35 protein-coding genes are annotated in these 21,824 nt (G+C 61.6%); 32 read left to right on the forward strand and 3 right to left on the reverse strand.

Annotated features, from left to right (window positions below):
• Position 1 precedes the first annotated feature (1 nt).
• The 3 genes from pabB to RG2_RS04685 form a co-directional block, all read right to left on the reverse strand.
• On the reverse strand, positions 2 to 2,101 hold the full coding sequence (pabB, locus tag RG2_RS04675) for an aminodeoxychorismate synthase component I (protein WP_033231383.1): 2,100 nt from the start codon (positions 2,099 to 2,101) through the stop codon (positions 2 to 4).
• The gene (locus tag RG2_RS04680; RefSeq protein ID WP_080711579.1) at positions 2,098 to 2,505 is read right to left on the reverse strand and encodes a chorismate mutase family protein; all 408 of its coding nucleotides are present in this window, start codon (positions 2,503 to 2,505) and stop codon (positions 2,098 to 2,100) included. The genes pabB and RG2_RS04680 overlap by 4 nt, the downstream gene beginning before the upstream one ends.
• A 230-nt stretch (positions 2,506 to 2,735) precedes the next feature.
• Positions 2,736 to 3,224: a hotdog fold domain-containing protein gene (locus tag RG2_RS04685; RefSeq protein WP_033231382.1), complete on the reverse strand. Its 489-nt coding sequence runs from the start codon at positions 3,222 to 3,224 to the stop codon at positions 2,736 to 2,738.
• A gap of 502 nt (positions 3,225 to 3,726) precedes the next feature.
• On the opposite strand from RG2_RS04685, the gene rpsJ reads away from it, so the two are divergent.
• The 32 genes from rpsJ (at position 3,727) to truA (ending at position 21,756) form a co-directional block, all read left to right on the forward strand.
• On the forward strand, positions 3,727 to 4,032 hold the full coding sequence (gene rpsJ, locus RG2_RS04690) for a 30S ribosomal protein S10 (RefSeq protein ID WP_003938093.1): 306 nt from the start codon (positions 3,727 to 3,729) through the stop codon (positions 4,030 to 4,032).
• Between the two features lie 17 nt (positions 4,033 to 4,049).
• Positions 4,050 to 4,706 carry a 50S ribosomal protein L3 gene (gene rplC / locus RG2_RS04695; protein ID WP_033231381.1) on the forward strand — a complete coding sequence of 219 codons (657 nt, stop codon included), beginning with the start codon at positions 4,050 to 4,052 and terminating at the stop codon, positions 4,704 to 4,706.
• Positions 4,703 to 5,383, forward strand: a complete 681-nt coding sequence (gene rplD / locus RG2_RS04700) for a 50S ribosomal protein L4 (protein WP_033231380.1) — start codon at positions 4,703 to 4,705, stop codon at positions 5,381 to 5,383. Before rplC ends, rplD begins: the two co-directional genes overlap by 4 nt.
• Positions 5,380 to 5,685: a 50S ribosomal protein L23 gene (gene rplW, locus RG2_RS04705; protein WP_033231379.1), complete on the forward strand. Its 306-nt coding sequence runs from the start codon at positions 5,380 to 5,382 to the stop codon at positions 5,683 to 5,685. The genes rplD and rplW overlap by 4 nt, the downstream gene beginning before the upstream one ends.
• Before the next feature lie 39 nt (positions 5,686 to 5,724).
• Positions 5,725 to 6,561: a 50S ribosomal protein L2 gene (gene rplB, locus RG2_RS04710; protein WP_033231378.1), complete on the forward strand. Its 837-nt coding sequence runs from the start codon at positions 5,725 to 5,727 to the stop codon at positions 6,559 to 6,561.
• A 13-nt stretch (positions 6,562 to 6,574) separates the two neighbouring features.
• A complete protein-coding gene (gene rpsS, locus RG2_RS04715; protein WP_003940820.1) occupies positions 6,575 to 6,856 on the forward strand; it encodes a 30S ribosomal protein S19 in 282 nt (93 codons plus the stop codon).
• Positions 6,853 to 7,257, forward strand: coding sequence for a 50S ribosomal protein L22 (gene rplV / locus RG2_RS04720; protein ID WP_033231377.1), 405 nt, complete (start codon positions 6,853 to 6,855; stop codon positions 7,255 to 7,257). Before rpsS ends, rplV begins: the two co-directional genes overlap by 4 nt.
• Positions 7,257 to 8,063, forward strand: coding sequence for a 30S ribosomal protein S3 (rpsC, locus tag RG2_RS04725; RefSeq protein WP_033231376.1), 807 nt, complete (start codon positions 7,257 to 7,259; stop codon positions 8,061 to 8,063). Before rplV ends, rpsC begins: the two co-directional genes overlap by 1 nt.
• 3 nt (positions 8,064 to 8,066) lie before the next feature.
• Entirely contained in the window at positions 8,067 to 8,483 is a 417-nt protein-coding gene (gene rplP / locus RG2_RS04730; protein ID WP_003940899.1) for a 50S ribosomal protein L16, read from the forward strand.
• Positions 8,483 to 8,719 carry a 50S ribosomal protein L29 gene (gene rpmC, locus RG2_RS04735; protein ID WP_033231375.1) on the forward strand — a complete coding sequence of 79 codons (237 nt, stop codon included), beginning with the start codon at positions 8,483 to 8,485 and terminating at the stop codon, positions 8,717 to 8,719. Before rplP ends, rpmC begins: the two co-directional genes overlap by 1 nt.
• On the forward strand, positions 8,716 to 8,997 hold the full coding sequence (gene rpsQ, locus RG2_RS04740) for a 30S ribosomal protein S17 (RefSeq protein ID WP_003941020.1): 282 nt from the start codon (positions 8,716 to 8,718) through the stop codon (positions 8,995 to 8,997). Before rpmC ends, rpsQ begins: the two co-directional genes overlap by 4 nt.
• A gap of 327 nt (positions 8,998 to 9,324) precedes the next feature.
• Complete coding sequence (rplN, locus tag RG2_RS04745; protein ID WP_003940951.1) at positions 9,325 to 9,693, forward strand: 50S ribosomal protein L14; 369 nt, start codon at positions 9,325 to 9,327, stop codon at positions 9,691 to 9,693.
• Positions 9,693 to 10,010: a 50S ribosomal protein L24 gene (gene rplX / locus RG2_RS04750; RefSeq protein ID WP_033231374.1), complete on the forward strand. Its 318-nt coding sequence runs from the start codon at positions 9,693 to 9,695 to the stop codon at positions 10,008 to 10,010. Before rplN ends, rplX begins: the two co-directional genes overlap by 1 nt.
• A 1-nt stretch (position 10,011) precedes the next feature.
• Positions 10,012 to 10,578 carry a 50S ribosomal protein L5 gene (gene rplE / locus RG2_RS04755; RefSeq protein ID WP_033231373.1) on the forward strand — a complete coding sequence of 189 codons (567 nt, stop codon included), beginning with the start codon at positions 10,012 to 10,014 and terminating at the stop codon, positions 10,576 to 10,578.
• A 4-nt stretch (positions 10,579 to 10,582) separates the two neighbouring features.
• Positions 10,583 to 10,768 (forward strand): type Z 30S ribosomal protein S14, encoded by a 186-nt coding sequence (locus RG2_RS04760; RefSeq protein WP_033231372.1) that lies wholly within the window; start codon positions 10,583 to 10,585, stop codon positions 10,766 to 10,768.
• A 302-nt stretch (positions 10,769 to 11,070) separates the two neighbouring features.
• Positions 11,071 to 11,469 (forward strand): 30S ribosomal protein S8, encoded by a 399-nt coding sequence (gene rpsH, locus RG2_RS04765; protein WP_033231371.1) that lies wholly within the window; start codon positions 11,071 to 11,073, stop codon positions 11,467 to 11,469.
• A gap of 15 nt (positions 11,470 to 11,484) precedes the next feature.
• Positions 11,485 to 12,024, forward strand: coding sequence for a 50S ribosomal protein L6 (gene rplF / locus RG2_RS04770; protein WP_033231370.1), 540 nt, complete (start codon positions 11,485 to 11,487; stop codon positions 12,022 to 12,024).
• Position 12,025: 1 nt separating this feature from the next.
• A complete protein-coding gene (gene rplR, locus RG2_RS04775; protein WP_033231369.1) occupies positions 12,026 to 12,433 on the forward strand; it encodes a 50S ribosomal protein L18 in 408 nt (135 codons plus the stop codon).
• Positions 12,434 to 12,464: 31 nt separating this feature from the next.
• Positions 12,465 to 13,136, forward strand: coding sequence for a 30S ribosomal protein S5 (rpsE, locus tag RG2_RS04780; protein WP_033231368.1), 672 nt, complete (start codon positions 12,465 to 12,467; stop codon positions 13,134 to 13,136).
• Complete coding sequence (rpmD, locus tag RG2_RS04785) at positions 13,136 to 13,315, forward strand: 50S ribosomal protein L30 (protein WP_003940751.1); 180 nt, start codon at positions 13,136 to 13,138, stop codon at positions 13,313 to 13,315. The genes rpsE and rpmD overlap by 1 nt, the downstream gene beginning before the upstream one ends.
• Before the next feature lie 2 nt (positions 13,316 to 13,317).
• Complete coding sequence (rplO, locus tag RG2_RS04790) at positions 13,318 to 13,761, forward strand: 50S ribosomal protein L15 (protein ID WP_033231367.1); 444 nt, start codon at positions 13,318 to 13,320, stop codon at positions 13,759 to 13,761.
• A 239-nt stretch (positions 13,762 to 14,000) separates the two neighbouring features.
• Positions 14,001 to 15,320 (forward strand): preprotein translocase subunit SecY, encoded by a 1,320-nt coding sequence (gene secY / locus RG2_RS04795; RefSeq protein WP_033231366.1) that lies wholly within the window; start codon positions 14,001 to 14,003, stop codon positions 15,318 to 15,320.
• The gene (locus RG2_RS04800) at positions 15,317 to 15,862 is read left to right on the forward strand and encodes an adenylate kinase (RefSeq protein WP_033231365.1); all 546 of its coding nucleotides are present in this window, start codon (positions 15,317 to 15,319) and stop codon (positions 15,860 to 15,862) included. Before secY ends, RG2_RS04800 begins: the two co-directional genes overlap by 4 nt.
• On the forward strand, positions 15,862 to 16,659 hold the full coding sequence (gene map, locus RG2_RS04805; protein ID WP_033231364.1) for a type I methionyl aminopeptidase: 798 nt from the start codon (positions 15,862 to 15,864) through the stop codon (positions 16,657 to 16,659). Before RG2_RS04800 ends, map begins: the two co-directional genes overlap by 1 nt.
• Before the next feature lie 355 nt (positions 16,660 to 17,014).
• A complete protein-coding gene (infA, locus tag RG2_RS04810; RefSeq protein WP_003418601.1) occupies positions 17,015 to 17,236 on the forward strand; it encodes a translation initiation factor IF-1 in 222 nt (73 codons plus the stop codon).
• Positions 17,237 to 17,326: 90 nt separating this feature from the next.
• Complete coding sequence (gene rpmJ / locus RG2_RS04815) at positions 17,327 to 17,440, forward strand: 50S ribosomal protein L36 (RefSeq protein WP_003938068.1); 114 nt, start codon at positions 17,327 to 17,329, stop codon at positions 17,438 to 17,440.
• Between the two features lie 249 nt (positions 17,441 to 17,689).
• Entirely contained in the window at positions 17,690 to 18,064 is a 375-nt protein-coding gene (gene rpsM / locus RG2_RS04820) for a 30S ribosomal protein S13 (protein WP_033231363.1), read from the forward strand.
• Entirely contained in the window at positions 18,064 to 18,477 is a 414-nt protein-coding gene (gene rpsK / locus RG2_RS04825) for a 30S ribosomal protein S11 (protein ID WP_003940683.1), read from the forward strand. The genes rpsM and rpsK overlap by 1 nt, the downstream gene beginning before the upstream one ends.
• Positions 18,478 to 18,501: 24 nt before the next feature.
• Positions 18,502 to 19,107 carry a 30S ribosomal protein S4 gene (gene rpsD / locus RG2_RS04830; RefSeq protein ID WP_033231362.1) on the forward strand — a complete coding sequence of 202 codons (606 nt, stop codon included), beginning with the start codon at positions 18,502 to 18,504 and terminating at the stop codon, positions 19,105 to 19,107.
• A 119-nt stretch (positions 19,108 to 19,226) separates the two neighbouring features.
• A complete protein-coding gene (locus RG2_RS04835) occupies positions 19,227 to 20,288 on the forward strand; it encodes a DNA-directed RNA polymerase subunit alpha (RefSeq protein WP_033231361.1) in 1,062 nt (353 codons plus the stop codon).
• Positions 20,289 to 20,317: 29 nt separating this feature from the next.
• Complete coding sequence (gene rplQ / locus RG2_RS04840; RefSeq protein ID WP_033231360.1) at positions 20,318 to 20,866, forward strand: 50S ribosomal protein L17; 549 nt, start codon at positions 20,318 to 20,320, stop codon at positions 20,864 to 20,866.
• A 5-nt stretch (positions 20,867 to 20,871) separates the two neighbouring features.
• On the forward strand, positions 20,872 to 21,756 hold the full coding sequence (gene truA / locus RG2_RS04845; RefSeq protein ID WP_033231359.1) for a tRNA pseudouridine(38-40) synthase TruA: 885 nt from the start codon (positions 20,872 to 20,874) through the stop codon (positions 21,754 to 21,756).
• Positions 21,757 to 21,824: the final 68 nt, after the last annotated feature.

Consider the following 21,824-nt stretch of genomic DNA (forward strand, 5'->3'; position numbering starts at 1 on the left):
GCTACCTTCCTATGCCCTTCTGGTGGCTCGGAGCTACATCGAGTGCGCGGAGCATCGTCGACGCCTTGACCGTTGTCTCGTCGAATTCCTCCTCCGCGTCCGACAGCGCGGTGATAGCGCCGCCGATACCGAAGCTCACTCCGGAAGACGTCGAAACCAGGGAGCGGATAACGATCGACAGATCGGCAGCGCCGCCGAGCGCAAAGTATCCGATCGAGCCGGAATACACTCCGCGAGGACCTGATTCGAGTCGGTCGATGATTTCCATCGTGCGCACTTTGGGTGCGCCCGTCATCGATCCGCCGGGAAACGCCGCTCGAACGCAGTCGACCGCTGACGAGTCGCCGCGCAACATTCCGCGCACCGTCGAGACCATCTGGTGAACGGATGAATACGATTCGATCCCGAACAAACGTGGCACGTGGACGCTTCCCGGAACGCAGACTTTCGCCAGGTCGTTTCGGGTGAGATCAACGATCATCAGATTCTCTGCTCGGTCCTTCTCACTGTCGAGGAGGTCTTGCCGCAGTGCCGCGTCCCGCGCCCGAGTGACGCCACGGGGGCGAGTGCCTTTGATCGGTTTGCTCTCCACCTTGCCGTTGGAATCGACTCGTAGGAATCGTTCCGGAGACGCTGAGATGACCGCAATTCCGGTGAAATCGAGCAGTGCGCTGTAGGGAGTGGGGTTGATTGCGCGCAGATACTCGAATGTGCGCAGGGAGTCGATTGCCCCGTCGACAGCGGCCATATTGGTCAGGCACACCTCGTACGATTCACCGACGCGGATCTGTTCGAGCGCGTCCTCGATCAACGACAGGTACCGAGCCCGGTCGTGACGCAAACGTGCTTGTGCCCAAACGGTTTCGCTGATCAGGGGAACCGGAATTCGCTCCTCGTCAGCGGCGCCGACTGCGGCAAGGACGTTGACGGCATGCGCGAGCCAATCGTCACGATCGTCTGCCTGCTGTGTTTCACGTACCGGCGTTTCACGTAGTCGCAATACATGGGTTCGGCCGGCGGTGTGATCGATGACAATCGCACGATCCGCGAAAACCATTGCCGCGTCGGGCGCCTCGGACGAGTGTGCACGGTGACCACCGGTCTGCGCCTTCAATTCGTATCCGAGGTAGCCGACATATCCGAGGTTGAAGTCCAGTTCCGGATCCGCGGGAATGTAGCGCGTCGCGAGTTGTCCGTCGAGATAGTCGAAAAACGGGACGTGAATGTGCTCGTCAGGCAGCCCCTTTCGCGTCACGGTGAGAACTCCGGTGTCTACGTCGTAGGTGATGAACTCCGCCAACGGGCCGGAAGAGTCGCCCATGATCGTGAACCGCGCATCGGGTTCCGACGTGGCGGCTCGATCGAGCCAGTAAGCGTTGGGTCCTTCGGCAAAGAGAGCGGCGTATGCGGCGGACGGATCCACGGCAAAATCGAGCCGAACCTTGTCGACCTGGTACGACGACGCGGGCCGCAAACTTGGTGCCCGGGGAGTTGGATCCGGGCGCATCACGGACTCGAGAGTTCGGCCGACCGACAGATCGCGGAAGTTCGTGAGCAGTTCCACTCCGAATTCGGTGCTGATCGACTCGGGATGGAACTGAACTCCCCACATCGGCTTCGTCCGATGCCGCACTCCCATGATCACGCCATCCGGCGTCCATGCCGTCCGAACGAACTCGTCGGGAAGATTCTCGACGGCCAGTGAGTGGTAGCGGACTGCACGGAACGGAGAGGGCAGGCCGGCAAATACTCCGGACCCGTCGTGATCGACAAGAGAAATCCGCCCGTGCATGGGTGCCGGCGCGAGTACGACATCAGCGCCGAACAGCTGACACAGTCCTTGATGTCCGAGGCACACACCGAGAAGGGGGAGCGGACCTTCCTCGATGAACCTGCGGCTGATCCCGAAATCCCGTTTCCGATCCGGTCGACCCGGCCCGGGTGAGATCACCACGTTGTCGAACTCGGCGAGATCGAGGGATTCCCACTCGGCGTCGTTGGTCACCACGGTGGGCACCACGCCGTTGACCTTGGTCAAGAGGGTGAAAAGGTTGTACGTGAACGAGTCGTAATTGTCCACGAGGAGCGTGCGGGAACTCATCTCGTTAATCCTGATCTCGGGCCGACTGATTCCCGCACATTTTCCACGTTGGCTTCCGGCCCGTCGATCACCAGGTCCTCGAGGCGGCATGTTTCCGCGATCAGGAGCTCGTAGAGGGAGCTGAAGAACTCAGGTGACAGGTTGTGCTGGCGGGCGAATTGACGCGCGCGTTCCTGCACGACATGGACGCGAGATGGCTGCATCATCGGAACGTGACTCGTCCGCTTCCACTCGCCGATCTGCAGGCATAACAGGAGTCGTTCACGCACGGTCTCGAGCAGGGCGGCGTCGATGGCGTCGAGTTGGCGCCGGAATTTCTCCAGGTCGTCGCCGGGATTACGGTCGTGGGTCTGCGGGATCTCCCCGTGCGCGTCGGTGCCGGTCGAGTGCTGGAAGTCTGCCACGGTGCCTCCTGCTGCTGCGCTGTCGGAGGCGACGCCTACCCGTGACCGACGCGTTCAGCTGGCGCCGGCCACCGGTACCCCGACCGATCATCGCCGTTCGGGAAGGTGTTCCACCAATCCGACGACTCGAAACCCTGGACATTCGTTCCTGAGAAGGCCACTTCTCGGTGTCGTGGACGACGTCGATGTTCGTGAATCGTCCTGTTGCCCAAATGTATTCGTACTAGTTGTTACTTCTTTGTCACCCAGGTGGTGATTTCGGCGCGGACGACTTCCTGGCCGGCGCGATCGACGATCGTGATCGGCACGACCAATTCGGTGCCGGTGGAGATAGCGCTGAAATCCGGCATGGGTGAAAGCTGTGCCACGGCGCGCAGGCCGGTCTCGGCCTTGGCCAGGTACTCGACGTTCATCGATTTCGGGATCCATCGGTGGGTGCCGGGGACGGTAGCTTCGCACAACATTCCCATCGCGACTTCGGCGAGGTTGCAGGCCGCTATCGCGTGGAAAGTGCCGAGATGGTTGTGTACGCCCCACCACTTCGGGGCGCGCACCTCGCACAGGCCTGGTTCCAGGGTTGTGACGCGGGGGAGAATGGACGCGAAGTAGGGAACGCGAACCGACATGGCAAGTGAGAAAACTGCCTGACCGAATGGGTTGTTCGGAAGCTTCTGCCAGGCGCGATAGGTGGGAGTCGTCGTACTCGAGGTCGAAGTCATGACGCGATCTTACTTGGGAGTAAGATCGTTGTCGCCCACATCACTATCGGAACGTGAGTGCCCGGAGTTGAGTAATTCGGACGCCTACGGCATACTAGTCGGGTTGCCTTGTCTGGGACTGGGTCGCTTGCGGCCAAGAGCAGTCAAGGGTGAAGACGTCACGAACAGCGTGTTGGGGTAACCCACCGATGATCGTGGCCAAGTAAGACGAGATGTAAAGCAAGACGGAAGCAGTACCTACTTTGTGTTCGACTTCGAACACGTCCGGTACACATCACGCGCCAGATGGTCGAAAGATCATCGGCGCAGGATGAGTGAGAGAGCGACACGCCCGACCGCGTGTACCGGAGAACAATGACAAACGAACAGCGGCAGCGGATCTGGATGCGTCCCGATCGCTTAAGTGTTCGTCGTGTCATCGTCCAGGCAAGGACTGTGCAGACGAGGTAGCTCGAGCCTGACCAGGTGGGCTACGAAACGCGGCAAGAAAAGGACACTAAGCGTGGCGGGACAAAAGATCCGCATCAGGCTCAAGGCCTACGACCACGAGGCGATCGACGCGTCAGCGCGCAAGATCGTCGAGACGGTAACCCGTACGGGTGCCCGCGTCGTTGGACCTGTGCCGTTGCCGACCGAGAAGAACGTATATTGCGTCATCCGCTCGCCGCACAAGTACAAGGACTCGCGCGAGCACTTCGAGATGCGTACTCACAAGCGGCTGATCGACATTCTCGACCCGACGCCGAAGACGGTTGACGCGCTTATGCGCATCGACCTTCCGGCCAGTGTCGACGTGAACATTCAGTGACGGCGGAGACAAAAACAATGACTGATACCAAGATCAAGGGAATCCTGGGCACCAAGCTCGGCATGACCCAGGTCTTCGACGAGAACAACCGGGTTGTCCCGGTCACCGTCGTCAAGGCTGGGCCGAACGTCGTAACCCAGATTCGTACCGAAGAGCGTGACGGCTACACGGCTGTTCAGCTCGCGTTCGGCGCAATCGACCCGCGCAAGGTGAACAAGCCGGTTTCCGGTCAGTTCGCCAAGGCTGGTGTGACCCCGCGTCGCCACGTCGTCGAGTTCCGCGTTGCGGATGCCTCCGACTACGAGGTCGGCCAGGAACTCACCGCTGAGGTCTTCGAGGACGGCGCATTCGTCGACGTCACCGGAACCAGCAAGGGTAAGGGATTCGCCGGAACCATGAAGCGTCACGGCTTCAAGGGACAGGGTGCATCGCACGGTACCCAGGCCGTTCACCGTCGCCCCGGCTCCATCGGCGGCTGTGCAACTCCCGGCCGCGTGTTCAAGGGCATGCGCATGTCCGGACGCATGGGTAGCGACCGCATCACGACGCAGAACCTCTCGGTCCACAAGGTGGATGCCGAGAACGGCCTGCTGCTGATCAAGGGTGCGATCCCCGGCCGCAAGGGCGGCCTCGTGATCGTCAAGAGTGCAGTGAAGGGTGGTGCACGAGCATGACCAGCACCGAGACCAAGTTGACCCTGGACGTCAAGGTCGCCGGCGGCAAGACCAACGGCACCGTCGATCTCCCCGCTGAGATCTTCGACGCTCCGGCCAACATCGCGCTTCTGCATCAGGTTGTCGTCGCGCAGCTCGCCGCTGCTCGTCAGGGAACCCACTCCACCAAGACCCGCGGTGAAGTCCGCGGCGGTGGAAAGAAGCCGTACCGCCAGAAGGGCACCGGCCGCGCACGCCAGGGCTCGACTCGCGCACCTCAGTTCGTCGGTGGCGGAACCGTTCACGGCCCGCAGCCGCGTGACTACAGCCAGCGCACCCCCAAGAAGATGAAGGCAGCCGCTCTCCGCGGAGCCCTCTCTGACCGCGCACGCAACGAGCGCATCCACGTCATCACCGAACTGGTTGCAGGGCAGACGCCTTCGACCAAGAACGCAATCGCGTTCCTCGGCGAGATCTCGGATCGCAAGAAGCTGCTGCTCGTCGTGGGTCGCCAGGATGTAGCCGCTTGGAAGAGCGTGCAGAACCTGGAAGGCGTGCATCCCATTGCACCCGACCAGCTCAACACCTACGACGTGCTCAATGCGGATGACGTCGTGTTCAGCGTCGAGGCGCTCAACGCGTTCATCCACGGGCCCGCCGAGACCGCCCAGGAAGAGAACAAGGAGGAGGCCAAGTGACGACCATCGCTGACCCCCGCGACATCCTGCTGGCACCGGTCATCTCCGAGAAGTCCTACGGACTTATCGAGGAAGGCACCTACACCTTCCTGGTGCACCCGGACTCGAACAAGACGCAGATCAAGATTGCCGTCGAGAAGGTCTTCGGTGTCACTGTGACCAGCGTCAACACCGCCAACCGTCAGGGCAAGCGTAAGCGGACGAAGTTCGGTTACGGAAAGCGCAAGAACACCAAGCGCGCTCTCGTGACTCTCGCCGCCGACAGCAAGCCCATCGAGATCTTCGGAGGACCGGTCGCGTAAGCGCCGGGACTTGACGAGACATAGAGGACGAGAAGACTCATGGCAATCCGTAAGTACAAGCCGACAACACCGGGCCGTCGTGGCTCGAGCGTCTCGGACTTCGCCGAGATCACTCGGTCGACCCCCGAGAAGTCGCTGGTTCGCCCGCTGCACGGCCGTGGTGGCCGTAACGCACACGGTCGTATCACCACCCGTCACAAGGGCGGCGGGCACAAGCGCGCCTACCGACTGATCGATTTCCGTCGCAACGACAAGGACGGAATCCCGGCCAAGGTCGCTCACATCGAGTACGACCCCAACCGCACAGCAAACATCGCACTCCTGCATTACGCAGACGGTGAGAAGCGCTACATCATCGCCCCCAAGGGCCTGGTGCAGGGTTCACCGATCGAGTCCGGTGCAGGCGCCGACATCAAGCCGGGCAACAACCTGCCGCTGCGCAACATCCCGACAGGTACCACCATCCACGGTGTGGAACTGCGTCCCGGCGGCGGAGCCAAGATGGCCCGTTCCGCAGGTGCCAGCATCCAGCTCCTCGGTAAGGAAGGCTCCTACGCCACGCTGCGTATGCCGTCCGGTGAAATCCGTCGCGTCGACGTGCGCTGCCGCGCATCCGTCGGCGAGGTCGGCAACGCCGAGCAGTCGAACATCAACTGGGGCAAGGCCGGCCGTATGCGTTGGAAGGGCAAGCGCCCGACCGTTCGTGGTGTCGTGATGAACCCGGTCGACCACCCGCATGGTGGCGGCGAGGGCAAGACCTCCGGTGGTCGCCACCCGGTCAGCCCGTGGGGTAAGCCGGAAGGCCGTACCCGCAAGAACAAGGCAAGCGACAAGATGATTGTTCGTCGCCGCCGTACCGGCAAGAACAAGCGCTAGGAGGGAGTGAAGGATGCCACGCAGCCTTAAGAAGGGCCCGTTCGTCGATGACCACCTCCTCGCGAAGGTGGATGTACAGAACGAAAAGGGAACCAAGCAGGTCATCAAGACCTGGTCCCGTCGTTCGACCATCATCCCGGACTTCATCGGCCACACGTTTGCGGTTCACGACGGCCGTAAGCATGTCCCCGTGTTCGTTTCCGACTCCATGGTCGGACACAAGCTCGGAGAGTTTGCACCGACCCGTACGTTCAAGGGTCACATCAAGGATGATCGGAAGGCGAAGAGGCGATGAGCAACACCGAAACCGCCAACCCGACTGCCAAGGCAGTAGCGCGCCACGTGCGCGTTACACCGATGAAGGCACGTCGTGTTGTGGACCTGGTCCGCGGGCGCTCGGTTGAAGACGCCCTGAACATTCTGAAGTTCGCGCCGCAGGCAGCGAGCGAGCCGGTCGCCAAGGTGATCGCCTCCGCAGCAGCCAACGCCGAGAACAACCTCGACCTCGACCCGAGCACGCTTGTCGTTGCGACGGCGTTCGTGGACGAGGGCGCGACCCTCAAGCGGTTCCAGCCGCGTGCACAGGGACGTGCGTTCCGTATTCGCAAGCGCACCAGTCACATCACCGTGATCGTGGAGAGCCTGCCGAAGTCCGGAACATCGACCCGTAATCGCCGGAAGGGAAGTGCTCAGTAGTGGGCCAGAAAATCAACCCGCACGGCTTCCGTCTCGGCATCACCACCGACTGGAAGTCTCGCTGGTACGCAGACAAGCAGTACGCGGAGTACGTCAAGGAAGACGTCGCGATCCGTAAGCTCCTCGCCACCGGCATGGAGCGCGCGGGAATCGCGAAGGTCGAGATCGAGCGCACCCGTGACCGTGTTCGCGTGGACATCCACACGGCACGTCCGGGCATCGTCATCGGCCGCCGCGGCGCCGAAGCCGATCGCATCCGTTCCGAGCTCGAGAAGCTGACCGGCAAGCAGGTTCAGCTGAACATCCTCGAGGTCAAGAACGCAGAAGCTGAAGCACAGCTCGTCGCACAGGGTGTGGCCGAGCAGCTCTCGAACCGCGTTGCTTTCCGTCGTGCAATGCGCAAGGCCATTCAGTCGGCCATGCGTCAGCCGAACGTCAAGGGAATTCGCGTTCAGTGCTCCGGTCGTCTCGGCGGCGCCGAGATGTCCCGGTCGGAGTTCTACCGCGAAGGCCGTGTGCCGCTGCACACGCTTCGTGCGGACATCGACTACGGCCTCTACGAGGCCAAGACCACCTTCGGTCGCATCGGCGTCAAGGTCTGGATCTACAAGGGCGACATCGTTGGCGGCAAGCGTGAGCTCGCAGCCACCGCCGCCGCTCCGGCCGGGGATCGCCCGCGCCGCGAGCGTCCGAGCCGTCCCCGTCGTTCCGGCGCAACCGGCACCACCGCGACTAGCACCGAGGCCGGCCGCGCAGCGACCGCAACCGCCGATGCTCCCGCAACTGATCAGAATCAGGAGGGCTGACGCATGTTGATCCCTAGGCGGGTCAAGCACCGCAAGCAGCACCACCCGAGCCGTTCGGGTGCCGCCAAGGGCGGTACCCAGGTGACATTCGGTGACTACGGCATCCAGGCTCTCGAGCCTGCCTACATCACCAACCGGCAGATCGAGTCCGCTCGTATCGCCATGACTCGGCACATCAAGCGTGGCGGCAAGATCTGGATCAACATCTTCCCGGATCGCCCCCTCACGAAGAAGCCGGCCGAAACCCGAATGGGTTCCGGTAAGGGTTCGCCCGAGTGGTGGATTGCCAACGTCAAGCCCGGACGCGTTCTGTTCGAGATGACATACCCCAACGAGGAGATCGCTCGTGAGGCCCTGCGCCGCGCGATGCACAAGCTCCCGTGCAAGTGCCGGATCGTGACCAGAGAGGAGCAGTTCTGATGGCTACTGGAACCCCAGCAGCAGAGCTCCGCGAGCTCAGTGAAGACGAGCTGGTCACCCGGCTCCGCGAAGCGAAGGAAGAACTTTTCAACCTTCGTTTCCAGATGGCCACAGGCCAGATGGACAACAACCGACGACTGCGCACCGTTCGTCACGAGATCGCGCGCATCTACACCGTCCTGCGTGAGCGTGAGCTCGGACTCGCTGTGGGTCCGGATGCAGGTGACGCGGCATGAGTGAGGAAAAAGCAGTGAGCACAGAAGAGCGCGCGAGCCGTAAGGTCCGTGTCGGATACGTAGTTTCCGACAAGATGGAAAAGACGATCGTGGTCGAGCTCGAAGACCGCGTCAAGCACAAGCTCTACGGCAAGATCATCCGCCGTACGACCAAGGTGAAGGCGCATGACGAGAACGGCGTTGCCGGCGTCGGCGACCGCGTTCAGCTGATGGAAACCCGTCCGCTGTCCGCGACGAAGCACTGGCGTCTGGTCGAGGTCCTCGAAAAGGCCAAGTAAGCCTGATCGTGATCTCGAGCTGATCGAGCACAACCGAATGGCCCGCTTCCCGTTGGGGGAGTGGGCCATTCGGCTTTCGGTCAGGAATGCAGATGGTGGGCAAGGTGCGCTGATTTGGTAATCGGTGAACCCTTCCCTACAATAGAACGGTTGCCTGTGGCAGAGGTGTGTCTTCACGTGCGCAGCTCGACCGGTGCTTGCAGTGATCGCCTTCATCGATGAACTTCGGTGGGGCAGCAGCTCAGACACGACGCAGGTGGCAACAATGACCGCGCGCACCGGGTCGGTAATCCGTTGCGCACGAAATTCCAGGTCTAGGGAGATCAAGTGATTCAGCAGGAGTCGCGAGTTCGCGTCGCTGATAACACGGGTGCCAAGGAAATCCTTTGCATCCGCGTTCTCGGCGGTTCGTCACGTCGCTACGCCGGGATCGGTGACGTCATCGTCGCCACCGTCAAGGACGCAATCCCCGGTGGAAACATCAAGAAGGGTGAGGTCGTCAAGGCCGTCATCGTTCGCACGACCAAGGAGCGCCGTCGTCCGGACGGTTCCTACATCAAGTTCGACGAGAACGCAGCAGTGCTCATCAAGGCTGACAGCGATCCCCGTGGAACCCGCATCTTCGGACCCGTCGGCCGTGAGCTGCGCGAGAAGAAGTTCATGAAGATCGTTTCGCTCGCCCCGGAGGTGCTGTGATGAAGGTGCACAAGGGTGACACCGTTCTGGTCATCGCCGGTAAGGACAAGGGCGCGAAGGGCAAGGTCATTCAGGCTTTCCCCGCGACCGACAAGGTCCTCGTCGAAGGCGTGAACCGAATCAAGAAGCACACCGCGGTTTCCGCGAACGAGCGCGGAGCATCCTCCGGCGGCATCGTCACGCAGGAAGCTCCGATCCACGTATCCAACGTTGCAGTCGTCGACTCGGACGGAAACCCCACTCGCGTGGGCTACCGCACCGATGAAGAGACCGGCAAGCGCGTTCGGGTTTCCCGGAAGAACGGGAAGGACATCTGACATGACCTCCACCGAAAACAAGGTCCAGCCGCGCCTCAAGGCACGCTACCGCGCTGAGATCAAGGACGCGCTCAACAGCGAGTTCGACTACGCCAACGTCATGCAGATCCCCGGTGTTGTCAAGGTTGTCGTCAACATGGGCGTCGGCGACGCTGCCCGTGACGCCAAGCTGATCAACGGCGCTGTCCACGACTTGTCTCTCATCACGGGCCAGAAGCCCGAGATCCGTAAGGCACGTAAGTCCATCGCGCAGTTCAAGCTTCGCGAAGGCATGCCCATCGGCGCACGCGTCACCCTCCGTGGAGACCGTATGTGGGAGTTCCTGGACCGCCTCGTGTCTGTCGCGCTGCCCCGTATCCGCGACTTCCGCGGTCTCTCGGGCAACCAGTTCGACGGCAACGGCAACTACACGTTCGGCCTCAACGAGCAGTCGATGTTCCATGAGATCGACGTGGACAAGATCGATCGCCCCCGCGGTATGGACATCACCGTCGTGACCACCGCAACCAACAACGAAGAAGGCCGTGCACTGCTCAAGCACCTCGGCTTCCCGTTCAAGGAGAACTGAGCGCATGGCTAAGAAGGCATTGGTCAACAAGGCCAACAAGAAGCCCAAGTTCGCGGTTCGCGCCTACACCCGCTGCCAGCGCTGCGGTCGCCCGCACGCTGTGTTCCGCAAGTTCGGCCTGTGCCGAATCTGCTTGCGCGAGATGGCACACGCCGGCGAGCTTCCCGGAGTTCGCAAGAGCTCCTGGTGATCTGAGACCTTTTCGGTCTTGTCACTTCACGCTTGTGAATGGGCGTGGGTTCCTTCGGGAATCCACGTCCATTCGGCATTTATCGGGTATTTCCCAGATGTGGGGACGCGCTGTTTGGACAGGACGGCCAAAGTTCCCTACACTAGAGCGGTTGCCGTGGCTGACGCATGCGTTCAGCTCGGTGCGGTAACTTACGCCGTCTGACATAAGTCGGACGGCCCAGCCGAATTGCTGGAGGCCCACGACCGGACTCGTCCGGTGTTGCATGGGAACCACAGCGAGAAAGGTGTCGAGGTCGACCTATGACCATGACTGACCCCATCGCAGACTTCTTGACGCGTCTGCGCAACGCCAACACGGCGTACCACGATGAGGTGAAGCTTCCCCACTCGAAGATCAAGGCGAACATTGCCGAGATCCTCAAGCGCGAGGGCTACATCTCCGACTTCCGTACCGAAGACGCCGAGGTCGGCAAGACCCTCGTCGTCGATCTGAAGTACGGCCCCAGCCGCGAGCGTAGCCTCGCCGGCGTGCGTCGCGTTTCCAAGCCCGGTCTCCGGGTTTACGCGAAGTCCACCAACCTGCCCAAGGTCCTCGGAGGCCTCGGCGTGGCGATCATCTCCACGTCGTCCGGTCTGCTCACCGATCGCCAGGCGGCCAATCAAGGAGTAGGCGGGGAAGTCCTCGCCTACGTCTGGTAGAGGGAGGCCACCACAATGTCGCGTATTGGAAAGATTCCGGTCAACGTCCCCGCGGGCGTCGACGTTACGATCGCCGGCCAGGACGTCACGGTCAAGGGGCCCAAGGGCACCCTGGCACTGACCATCGCCGAGCCCATCGAGATCGCCAAGGCTGAGGACGGCTCCCTGAGCGTCACTCGCCCCGACGACGAGCGTCGCAGCCGTGCGCTGCACGGTCTGTCGCGGACCTTGGTTGCGAACATCATCACCGGTGTCACCGAGGGTTACACCAAGAAGATGGAAATCCACGGTGTCGGTTACCGCGTGGCGCTGAAGGGCAAGGACCTCGAGTTCGCGCTCGGCTTCAGCCACCCGGTCCCGATCGAGGCTCCCGAAGGCATCACCTTCGTCGTCGAGTCGCCCACCCGGTTCTCGGTGTCAGGCATCGACAAGCAGAAGGTCGGGCAGATCTCGGCCAACATCCGTCGTCTCCGTCGTCCGGACCCGTACAAGGGTAAGGGCGTGCGTTACGAGGGTGAGCAGATCCGCCGCAAGGTCGGAAAGACGGGTAAGTGATATGAGCCAGACTGCAAACCAGAAAGCCAAGCGGATTCCGCTCGGCAAGGATGCGTCCACGAAGCGTCGTCTCTCGAAGACACGTCGTCACTTCCGTCTCCGCAAGAAGGTCTCCGGCACGCCCGAGCGTCCCCGCTTGGTCGTCAACCGGTCCTCACGCCACATCCACGTCCAGCTCGTGGACGACCTGGCAGGCCACACTCTGGCTGCTGCGTCGACCATCGAAGCCGACGTGCGCGTGGCCGAAGGCGACAAGAAGGCTGCGAGCGCGAAGGTCGGTCAGCTGATCGCCGAGCGCGCAAAGGCTGCCGGCGTGGAAGCAGTGGTCTTCGACCACGGCGGACACGGCTACCACGGTCGCATCGCGGCCTTGGCAGACGCAGCTCGCGAAGGCGGGTTGAAGTTCTGATGACCAACATTTTCAACGGAAGGACAGCCTGATGCCGGGACGTCAAAGGCGTGACGGCGGAAGCGGACCCGCCGGACAGAATGGCCCCAACAGCGGCGACAACAGCAACGCTCGTGGGGACAACCGTGGTGGCGGCCGTGACCGTCGCGACGGTGGCCGTGGCGGAAACGCTGCGGAGAAGTCACAGTTCATCGAGCGCGTTGTCACGATCAACCGCGTCTCCAAGGTCGTCAAGGGTGGTCGTCGCTTCAGCTTCACCGCTCTCGTGATCGTCGGAGACGGCAACGGACTGGTCGGCGTCGGCTACGGCAAGGCCAAGGAAGTTCCCGCGGCCATCCAGAAGGGTGTCGAGGAGGCTCGCAAGAGCTTCTTCCGCGTCCCGATGATCGGCAACACCATCACTCACCCCGTTCAGGGTGAGGCTGCTGCCGGCATCGTCATGCTTCGCCCGGCAAGCCCCGGTACCGGTGTTATCGCCGGTGGCGCGGTGCGTGCCGTGCTGGAGTGCGCTGGTATCGCGGACATCCTGTCGAAGTCGCTCGGTAGCGACAACGCCATCAACGTCGTGCACGCGACCGTTGCCGCGCTCAAGGGTCTGCAGCGTCCCGAGGAAGTTGCGGCTCGCCGCGGCCTCACCCTCGAAGAGGTTGCACCCGCCGGTATGCTGCGCGCACGCGCACAGGCTGCTGGGAGTGTGAAGTAATGGCAGATCTCAAGGTCACTCAGATCAAGAGCATCATCGGGACCAAGCAGAACCAGAAGGATTCTCTGCGCACGCTCGGTCTCAAGGGCATCCGTCAGACCGTTGTTCGTGAGGACAACGCACAGAACCGCGGTCTGATCAACGTGGTGCGCCACCTCGTAACAGTTGAGGAGGTCTAACCATGACCATCAAACTGCACCACCTGCGCCCCGCTCCCGGATCCAAGTCCAACAAGATTCGTGTTGGACGCGGCGAGGGCGGCAAGCGTGGTAAGACCGCAGGTCGCGGTACCAAGGGCACCAAGGCACGTAACACCGTGCGCGTGGGCTTCGAGGGTGGACAGATGCCGCTTCACATGCGTCTGCCCAAGCTCAAGGGCTTCAAGAACCCCTTCCGCACCGAGTACCAGGTCGTCAATGTCGGCGACATCGCCCGTCTGTTCCCCGAAGGTGGAGCAATCTCGGTCGAGGATCTCGTTGCCAAGGGCGCAGTCCGCAAGAACCAGCTCGTCAAGGTTCTGGGCGACGGCGAACTGACTGTTGCCGTTCAGGTGACCGTCGACAAGTTCACCGGTTCCGCCAAGGAAAAGATTGCTGCTGCCGGTGGTTCCGCCACCGAGCTGTGAGTAATCACGCGTAGCTAGTCCGATGGCCGCAGCGCAGCATTTGCTGTGCTGCGGCCATCGGCGTCTGTGCTGTTCGTCCCGAAAGTGTGGCCCCGTCGACCGGGTCAGGCACACTGGTTGTATCTTCGGCTTACCCGAGTTTCGTGGTCGGCTCGTTTAGTTCCCATAAATTGACTGTTAGAGTTCTGAAGTTCGGCAGGTCAAAAGATCTGCCCCCAACCGTCGTGCCAGGAGGATCTTTGCTTTCCGCCTTCGTTTCGGCCCTCAGGACACCCGACCTGAGGCGGAAGATCCTATTCACTCTCGGCCTGGTAGCCCTCTACCGGGTCGGCGCAGTGCTTCCGTCACCTGGTGTCGACTACGCCAGAGTGCGTGAGTGCATCGACATAGCTAACTCTGGTGACTCGGCGGGCATCTACTCGCTGATCAACTTGTTCTCCGGTGGTGCGCTACTCCAGTTGTCGGTGTTTGCGATCGGCATCATGCCGTACATCACCGCCAGCATTATCGTTCAGCTTCTGACCGTGGTCATCCCGAAGTTCGAGGAACTTCGCAAGGAGGGCCAGTCGGGTCAGGCCAAGATGACGCAGTACACGCGCTATCTCTCCATCGCTTTGGCTGTGCTTCAGTCGACGGGCATCGTTGCGCTCGCAGCTAGGGGACAGCTACTGCAAGGCTGTGACGACATCATCGCCGACAAGTCGATCTTCGGCTTGATCATTCTTGTCCTGGTCATGACGGCCGGCGCCGCACTCGTCATGTGGTTCGGTGAGCTCATCACCGAACGGGGCGTCGGTAACGGCATGTCGCTCCTCATCTTCGCCGGTATCGCCTCGCGTATCCCGTCCGAAGGCAAGGCCATTCTGGACAGCCGTGGTGGCCTCGTCTTTGCACTCGTCTGCTTTGCAGCGCTCTTGATCATTGCCGGCGTCGTCTTCGTCGAGCAGGGCCAGCGTCGAATTCCCGTCCAGTACGCCAAGCGCATGGTGGGACGCAAGATGTACGGCGGCTCGTCGACGTACCTGCCGCTCAAGGTCAACCAGGCCGGTGTCATCCCGGTGATCTTCGCGTCGTCGCTGCTGTACCTGCCCAACCTGATTGCGCAGCTCACGTCGGCCAGCACTGCGGTCGACCCCAGTTGGTGGCAGCGAATCATCAACACCTACTTGGTCAATCCCGCCAACCCGGTGTACATCCTGATCTACTTCGGTCTTATCGTGTTCTTCACGTACTTCTACGTCGCGATCACCTTCAATCCAGAAGAGCGCGCCGACGAGATGAAGAAGTTCGGTGGATTCATTCCAGGTATCCGTCCCGGTCAGCCGACCGCGGACTATCTCAACTACGTGCTGAGTCGCATCACCCTTCCGGGTGCGATCTACCTTGGCACCATTGCTGTTCTGCCCAATCTGTTCCTCGACATCGGGAATGGCGGCGGCGCGCAGAACCTGCCGTTCGGTGGCACCGCGGTGCTGATCATGGTCAGCGTCGGTCTGGACACCGTGAAGCAGATCGAGAGTCAGCTAATGCAGCGCAACTATGAAGGGTTCCTCAAGTGAGACTTGTCCTCCTTGGTCCTCCCGGTGCCGGCAAGGGCACCCAGGCCGCGATCCTGTCCGAGAAGTTCGGTGTTCCCCATATCTCGACGGGTGACCTCTTCCGAGCCAACATCGGTCAGTCCACCCCGCTCGGCGTGGAAGCGAAGAAGTTCATCGACGCCGGTGAGCTTGTTCCCAGCTCGATCACCAATGACATGGTGAAGGCACGCGTTGCCGAGCCGGACGCCGCCAACGGATTCCTGCTCGACGGATTCCCGCGCTCGGTCGATCAGGCGGAAGCCCTCGAAGGCATCCTGAAGGATCTCGATACGAAGCTCGACGGTGTGCTTTCCTTCGTCGTCGACGAGGACATCGTGGTGGAGCGAATGCTCGCCCGTGGCCGTGCAGACGACACCGAGGACGTGATTCGCAACCGCCTCCGGGTCTACCGCGACGAGACGTCGCCGCTGTTCGACTACTACAAGGACAGCATCGTCTCCGTCGACGCGATCGGCGAGGTCGAAGAAGTCAACGCTCGCGCACTGGCAGCGCTGGGTAAGTAATGGTTTTCGGGCGTAAACGCAAGGTTGTTCCGTTCCGCTCCGCGGGCGAACTCGACGCAATGGCTGCGGCCGGCGCAATCGTGGGTTCGGCGTTGGTGGCGGTACGCGCTGCGGCAAAGCCCGGTGTCAGCACCCTGGAATTGGATGCGGTCGCCGAATCTGTCATCCGCGATGCGGGTGCGGTGCCGTCCTTCCTCGGCTACAACGGTTTCACCGGTTCGATCTGTTCTTCGGTCAACGACCGGGTTGTTCACGGAATCCCGTCGGCGCAGGACGTCCTCGCCGAGGGTGACCTGGTGTCCATCGACTGCGGCGCGATCCTCGAGGGTTGGCACGGAGACTCCGCGTGGACGTTCGGTGTCGGTGAGATAAGTGCAGCCGATCAGGATCTGAGCGAAGCAACTCGATTGTCCATGGAAGCCGGCATTGCGGCGATGATCGCAGGCAACCGTCTGACAGACGTTTCGCACGCCATCGAGCTCGGCACCCAGGCCGCCGAGAAGCTACACGGCCGTTCATACGGAATCGTCGACGGCTACGGCGGTCACGGTATCGGCCGTGAGATGCACATGGATCCGTTCCTGGCTAACGAAGGTGCCCCGGGCAAGGGGCCCGAGTTGGTGATCGGATCTTGCCTGGCAATCGAGCCGATGTTGACGCTCGGGACCACGGATACCGTGATTCTCGATGACGACTGGACTGTGGTGACCACCGACGGTTCGCGTGCTGCTCACTGGGAGCACACTGTTGCTGTCACGGCGGACGGCCCGCGAATTCTGACGCTGCGACCGGAGTAGTTTTCGGCTCCAACGCTCGACAAGTGTTGACAGCAAGAGTGATTCGCTCTTCGAGAAGTCCCGGTCCCGCAAGGGGTCGGGACTTTTTCGGTTGCTGGTTCGGTGGCCGCGGAGGCATGGATTGCCGCCCAGATGCGCTGCCGTAGGGGAGGCGCATTTGGCCTGGTCGTTCTCTTCGCGTAACATAGCTAGGCGGTGCGCCATGCGTGTCGACAGCTTGTGTGTGTAGGACTGCCGCTACGGGGAACAACGCACCGAGTCGATGTAAAAATCATGTCGATGAAGAAACCATTGCGTGCCAATGTAACGGAAGCCGATGCACGAAGCATGCCAAACCAAACGGATCGCGGAGGATATGGCTAAGAAAGACGGGGCCATCGAGGTCGAAGGACGAGTAGTCGAGCCGCTGCCCAATGCGATGTTCCGCATTGAGCTCGAGAATGGCCACAAGGTCCTCGCCCACATCAGCGGAAAGATGCGTCAGCACTACATTCGCATCCTCCCGGAAGATCGCGTTGTCGTAGAGCTCTCGCCCTACGATTTGTCGCGCGGACGCATCGTTTACCGCTACAAGTAACGAACTTCCCGGATCTGACCTGGGTCAGGGAGAAGTACGTCTGCCGGGGTTCGCTTTGGCAGGCTGCGACAAAACAGGAGATCAGAAGACGTGAAGGTTCAGCCGAGCGTCAAGAAGATCTGCGAAAAGTGCAAAGTGATCCGCCGTAACGGTCGGGTCATGGTGATCTGCGAGAACCTGCGTCACAAGCAGCGTCAGGGCTAGATCTAGCTTTTCGAAGATCTGCTTGGCAACAAGCAAAGAAGACCTTCCAGTACCAGCCATTGTTGACGAGACCCCACGCGATCGTTTACCGATCGACAGGGTCGGACAATGGTTCACCCCCGGCACGGAGGCCGGGGCCCCACTGAGTTAGTTGATGAGACCAGCCACGTTCTCGGACGTGGTTACTCGGCAAGAGGCACAGGGGATGGGCTGGGAGCAGACCTCCGCACACCGATAGGAAATGCCAACATGGCACGTCTCTCTGGTGTTGATCTTCCTCGCGAAAAGCGCATGGAGATCGCACTGACATACATCTACGGCATCGGCCGTACCCGCTCCAAGGAAATCCTTGACGCCACCGGCGTCAACCCGGATCTCCGGAGCAAGGACCTCTCGGACGAGGACCTGGCAAAGCTCCGCGAGTACATCGAGGAGTCGCTCAAGGTTGAGGGTGACCTTCGCCGCGAGGTTCAGGCCGACATCCGTCGCAAGATCGAGATCGGCTGCTACCAGGGCCTGCGCCACCGTCGTGGTCTGCCCGTGCGTGGTCAGCGCACCAAGACCAACGCCCGTACCCGTAAGGGTCCGAAGCGCACCATTGCCGGCAAGAAGAAGGCGAAGTAATGCCCCCGAAGTCACGTAGCACCGGTCCGAAGAAGACCCAGAAGACGCGTCGCAGGGATAAGAAGAACATCCCGCACGGCGCCGCTCACATCAAGAGCACCTTCAACAACACCATCGTGTCCATCACGGACCCCGCCGGAAATGTCATTTCCTGGGCGTCTTCGGGACACGTCGGCTTCAAGGGTTCGCGTAAGTCGACTCCCTTCGCCGCTCAGCTTGCTGCTGAGAGCGCTGCCCGCAAGGCGCAGGAGCATGGTGTCAAGAAGGTTGACGTCTTCGTCAAGGGACCGGGTTCGGGTCGCGAGACCGCGATTCGTTCGCTCCAGGCCGCAGGCCTCGAGGTCGGCACCATTTCCGATGTAACTCCCCAGCCGCACAACGGCTGCCGTCCGCCCAAGCGGCGTCGGGTATAAGCGGGAAGGAATAGGTAGAAAATCATGGCACGTTATACCGGACCCATCACCCGCAAGTCGCGTCGTCTGCGCGTCGACCTCGTTGGAGGCGACCAGGCATTCGAGCGTCGCCCGTACCCGCCCGGACAGCACGGCCGCGCGCGTATCAAGGAGAGCGAGTACCTGCTCCAGCTGCAGGAGAAGCAGAAGGCTCGCTTCACCTACGGCGTCATGGAGAAGCAGTTCCGTCTGTACTACAAGGAGGCGAACAACCGCCCCGGTAAGACCGGCGAGAACCTGCTCACCATCCTGGAGTCGCGTCTCGACAACGTCGTGTACCGCGCAGGCCTCGCTCGCACGCGCCGCCAGGCACGTCAGCTGGTCACGCACGGTCACCTTCTCGTGAACAACAAGAAGGTCGACATCCCGAGCTACCGCGTCTCGCAGTACGACATCATCGATGTCAAGGAGAAGTCGCTCGCAACGCTTCCGTTCCAGGTTGCCCGTGAGACCGTCGGCGATCGCCCGGTTCCCGCGTGGCTGCAGGTTGTCGGCTCGCGTCTGCGGATCCTGGTTCACCAGCTTCCCGAGCGTGCGCAGATCGACATTGCTCTGCAGGAACAGCTCATCGTCGAGTACTACTCGAAGTAAGGTGCTCCGCGCCCTGTGCGCCTTTCCGGTAGTTCCGACTACCGGAAAGGCGCACGGGGCCGCAGGCCCTTTCCCATCGTGGGCGTCAAATAGTGGACGTCCGTACAGGAGGAAATACCATGCTCATTTCTCAGCGACCCACGTTGACCGAAGAGGTCATCGCTGATAACCGCTCGAAGTTCGTCATCGAGCCCCTGGAGCCAGGTTTCGGGTACACGCTCGGCAATTCGCTGCGCCGCACGCTGCTCTCGTCGATCCCCGGCGCTGCTGTCACCAGCATCCGCATCGACGGCGTTCTCCACGAGTTCACCACGGTCCCCGGAGTGAAGGAAGACGTCACTGACATCATCCTGAACCTCAAGGGCCTCGTCGTGAGCTCCGAAGAGGACGAGCCGGTCACCATGTACGTCCGCAAGCAGGGCCCCGGCGCTGTTACCGCAGGCGACATCGTGCCCCCGGCCGGCGTCATCGTGAACAACCCTGATCTGCACATCGCCACCCTGAACGACAAGGGCAAGCTGGAGATCGAGCTCGTAGTCGAGCGCGGTCGTGGCTATGTCCCCGCCGTCCAGAACAAGGCGTCCGGCGCAGAGATCGGCCGCATTCCGGTCGACTCGATCTACTCGCCGGTGCTCAAGGTCACCTACAAGGTGGAGGCCACTCGCGTCGAACAGCGCACCGACTTCGATCGGCTCGTTCTCGACGTGGAAACGAAGAACTCCATCACCGCACGGGACGCGCTCGCTTCTGCGGGCAAGACCCTGGTTGAGCTCTTCGGCCTGGCCCGTGAGCTGAACGTCGAAGCAGAAGGCATCGAGATCGGACCCTCGCCCGCCGAGGCCGATCACATCGCTTCCTTCGGACTCCCCATCGAGGATCTGGACCTCACGGTCCGTTCCTACAACTGCCTCAAGCGCGAAGGTGTTCACACCGTCGGTGAGCTTGTCGGCCGTACCGAGTCCGATCTGCTCGACATCCGCAACTTCGGACAGAAGTCCATCGACGAGGTCAAGGTCAAGCTGCATTCGCTCGGCCTGTCCCTCAAGGACAGCCCCGCATCCTTCGATCCCACGACCGTTGCAGGCTACGACGCCGCCACCGGAACGTGGAGTGACACCGATGCCGGTTCCTTCGGCGATGCCGACGGTACCGAGGACTACGCCGAGACCGAACAGCTGTAGCAGCTCAGGTCCTTTACTAGGAGATCATCATGCCCAAGCCCAAGAAGGGTGCCCGCTTCGGCGGGTCGGCTTCCCACCAGAAGGCGATTTTCGCCAATCTGGCTACCGCGCTCTTCGAGCACGGTCGTATCACCACCACCGAGTCCAAGGCCAAGGCACTGCGCCCGTACGCCGAGAAGCTCGTCACGCACGCGAAGGCCGGCACGCTGGCTCACCGTCGTGAGGTGCTGAAGGTCATCCGTAACAAGGATGTCGTTCACACCCTGTTCGCCGAGATCGGCCCGTTCTACGCGGACCGTAACGGTGGATACACCCGCATCATCAAGACGATCCCCCGCAAGGGCGACAACGCGCCGATGGCAATCATCGAGCTCGTCAAGGAAAAGACCGTCACCTCCGAGGCTGACCGCGCACGTCGCGTCAAGGCTTCGCAGGATGCTCCCGCCGCAGAGAACGTCGTCGAGGCCGTAGAGGCCGACGCGACCGAGGCTGAGGTCGAGAACGCTGATGCAGTTGTCGAAGCTATCGAGGACGAGACCGCAACTGCGGCCGACGCCCCCGAGGCCAAGAAGGACTAGTTCCCTTGGTTTCAGCACACGCTGAATCGAACGAGCCCGCCGCCCCCCTCGGGGACGGCGGGCTCGTTCGATTGCGGCTCGATATCTCTTATGACGGCACCGACTTCTCTGGTTGGGCCAGGCAGACCGATCTACGCACGGTGTGCGGTGAGATCGAAGACAAACTGGGAACTGTTCTACGGCAACCCGTTCAGTTGACCGTCGCCGGTCGGACGGATGCCGGCGTCCATGCGAGTGGTCAGGTTGCGCACGTCGACGTGCCGGCTGATCTCCTGCCGGACGATCCGTCGCGATTGGTTCGGCGGCTCGCTCGGTTCCTGCCGAAAGATGTTCGAGTCAAGAGTATTTCCGTCGTCCCGGCTGATTTCGACGCGCGTTTCTCTGCGATGCGACGCTATTACGAGTACCGGGTGTCCAACGCGATGTTCGGTGTCGAACCGCTCCGTGTGCGTGACATGGTTTCCTACCCGAAGGCTCTTGATCTGGCCGCGATGCAGGAAGCGTCGCAGCGACTCTTGGGACTTCATGACTTTGCCGCGTTTTGCAAGCGCCGCGAAGGAGCGACGACCGTACGCGAACTTCAGCGGTTCGACTGGACACAAGAGGGCACAGTGTTCACGGCCTACGTGAATGCCGACGCGTTTTGTTGGTCGATGGTGCGGAGTCTTGTCGGCGCCGTGCTGTCCGTCGGTGAGGGGCGTCGTACGTCGGATTGGCTTGCCGGGTTGCTCGACGAATCCTCACGGTCGAGTTCCATCCTGGTGGCACCGGCCCATGGTTTGTCGTTGGTGCGAGTCGATTACCCGGATTATTCGGAGTTGGCGGCCCGCAACGCGATTACCCGTGAGACCCGCGAATTGCCGTCGGCCGGCGGTTGCTGCGGCGACTGAAGGCGCTCATGCGACATTGCCCTCCCACCATTGCCCTCCCACCACTGTGGGAGGGCAATGTCGTATCC

Source organism: Rhodococcus globerulus NBRC 14531 (genome assembly GCF_001894805.1).
Taxonomy (GTDB): Bacteria; Actinomycetota; Actinomycetes; order Mycobacteriales; family Mycobacteriaceae; genus Rhodococcus_F; species Rhodococcus_F globerula.

Bases quoted from the DNA above. Each gene is read 5' to 3' on its own strand.
- pabB (WP_033231383.1), bottom strand. From the start codon at position 2,101: ATGAGTTCCCGCACGCTCCTCGTGGACAATTACGACTCGTTCACGTAC.
- RG2_RS04685 (WP_033231382.1), bottom strand. From the start codon at position 3,224: ATGACTTCGACCTCGAGTACGACGACTCCCACCTATCGCGCCTGGCAG.
- rplC (WP_033231381.1), top strand. From the start codon at position 4,050: ATGACTGATACCAAGATCAAGGGAATCCTGGGCACCAAGCTCGGCATG.
- rplD (WP_033231380.1), top strand. From the start codon at position 4,703: ATGACCAGCACCGAGACCAAGTTGACCCTGGACGTCAAGGTCGCCGGC.
- rplB (WP_033231378.1), top strand. From the start codon at position 5,725: ATGGCAATCCGTAAGTACAAGCCGACAACACCGGGCCGTCGTGGCTCG.
- rpsS (WP_003940820.1), top strand. From the start codon at position 6,575: ATGCCACGCAGCCTTAAGAAGGGCCCGTTCGTCGATGACCACCTCCTC.
- rplV (WP_033231377.1), top strand. From the start codon at position 6,853: ATGAGCAACACCGAAACCGCCAACCCGACTGCCAAGGCAGTAGCGCGC.
- rplP (WP_003940899.1), top strand. From the start codon at position 8,067: ATGTTGATCCCTAGGCGGGTCAAGCACCGCAAGCAGCACCACCCGAGC.
- rpmC (WP_033231375.1), top strand. From the start codon at position 8,483: ATGGCTACTGGAACCCCAGCAGCAGAGCTCCGCGAGCTCAGTGAAGAC.
- rpsQ (WP_003941020.1), top strand. From the start codon at position 8,716: ATGAGTGAGGAAAAAGCAGTGAGCACAGAAGAGCGCGCGAGCCGTAAG.
- rplX (WP_033231374.1), top strand. From the start codon at position 9,693: ATGAAGGTGCACAAGGGTGACACCGTTCTGGTCATCGCCGGTAAGGAC.
- rplE (WP_033231373.1), top strand. From the start codon at position 10,012: ATGACCTCCACCGAAAACAAGGTCCAGCCGCGCCTCAAGGCACGCTAC.
- RG2_RS04760 (WP_033231372.1), top strand. From the start codon at position 10,583: ATGGCTAAGAAGGCATTGGTCAACAAGGCCAACAAGAAGCCCAAGTTC.
- rpsH (WP_033231371.1), top strand. From the start codon at position 11,071: ATGACCATGACTGACCCCATCGCAGACTTCTTGACGCGTCTGCGCAAC.
- rplF (WP_033231370.1), top strand. From the start codon at position 11,485: ATGTCGCGTATTGGAAAGATTCCGGTCAACGTCCCCGCGGGCGTCGAC.
- rplR (WP_033231369.1), top strand. From the start codon at position 12,026: ATGAGCCAGACTGCAAACCAGAAAGCCAAGCGGATTCCGCTCGGCAAG.
- rpsE (WP_033231368.1), top strand. From the start codon at position 12,465: ATGCCGGGACGTCAAAGGCGTGACGGCGGAAGCGGACCCGCCGGACAG.
- rpmD (WP_003940751.1), top strand. From the start codon at position 13,136: ATGGCAGATCTCAAGGTCACTCAGATCAAGAGCATCATCGGGACCAAG.
- rplO (WP_033231367.1), top strand. From the start codon at position 13,318: ATGACCATCAAACTGCACCACCTGCGCCCCGCTCCCGGATCCAAGTCC.
- map (WP_033231364.1), top strand. From the start codon at position 15,862: ATGGTTTTCGGGCGTAAACGCAAGGTTGTTCCGTTCCGCTCCGCGGGC.
- infA (WP_003418601.1), top strand. From the start codon at position 17,015: ATGGCTAAGAAAGACGGGGCCATCGAGGTCGAAGGACGAGTAGTCGAG.
- rpsM (WP_033231363.1), top strand. From the start codon at position 17,690: ATGGCACGTCTCTCTGGTGTTGATCTTCCTCGCGAAAAGCGCATGGAG.
- rpsK (WP_003940683.1), top strand. From the start codon at position 18,064: ATGCCCCCGAAGTCACGTAGCACCGGTCCGAAGAAGACCCAGAAGACG.
- rpsD (WP_033231362.1), top strand. From the start codon at position 18,502: ATGGCACGTTATACCGGACCCATCACCCGCAAGTCGCGTCGTCTGCGC.
- RG2_RS04835 (WP_033231361.1), top strand. From the start codon at position 19,227: ATGCTCATTTCTCAGCGACCCACGTTGACCGAAGAGGTCATCGCTGAT.
- rplQ (WP_033231360.1), top strand. From the start codon at position 20,318: ATGCCCAAGCCCAAGAAGGGTGCCCGCTTCGGCGGGTCGGCTTCCCAC.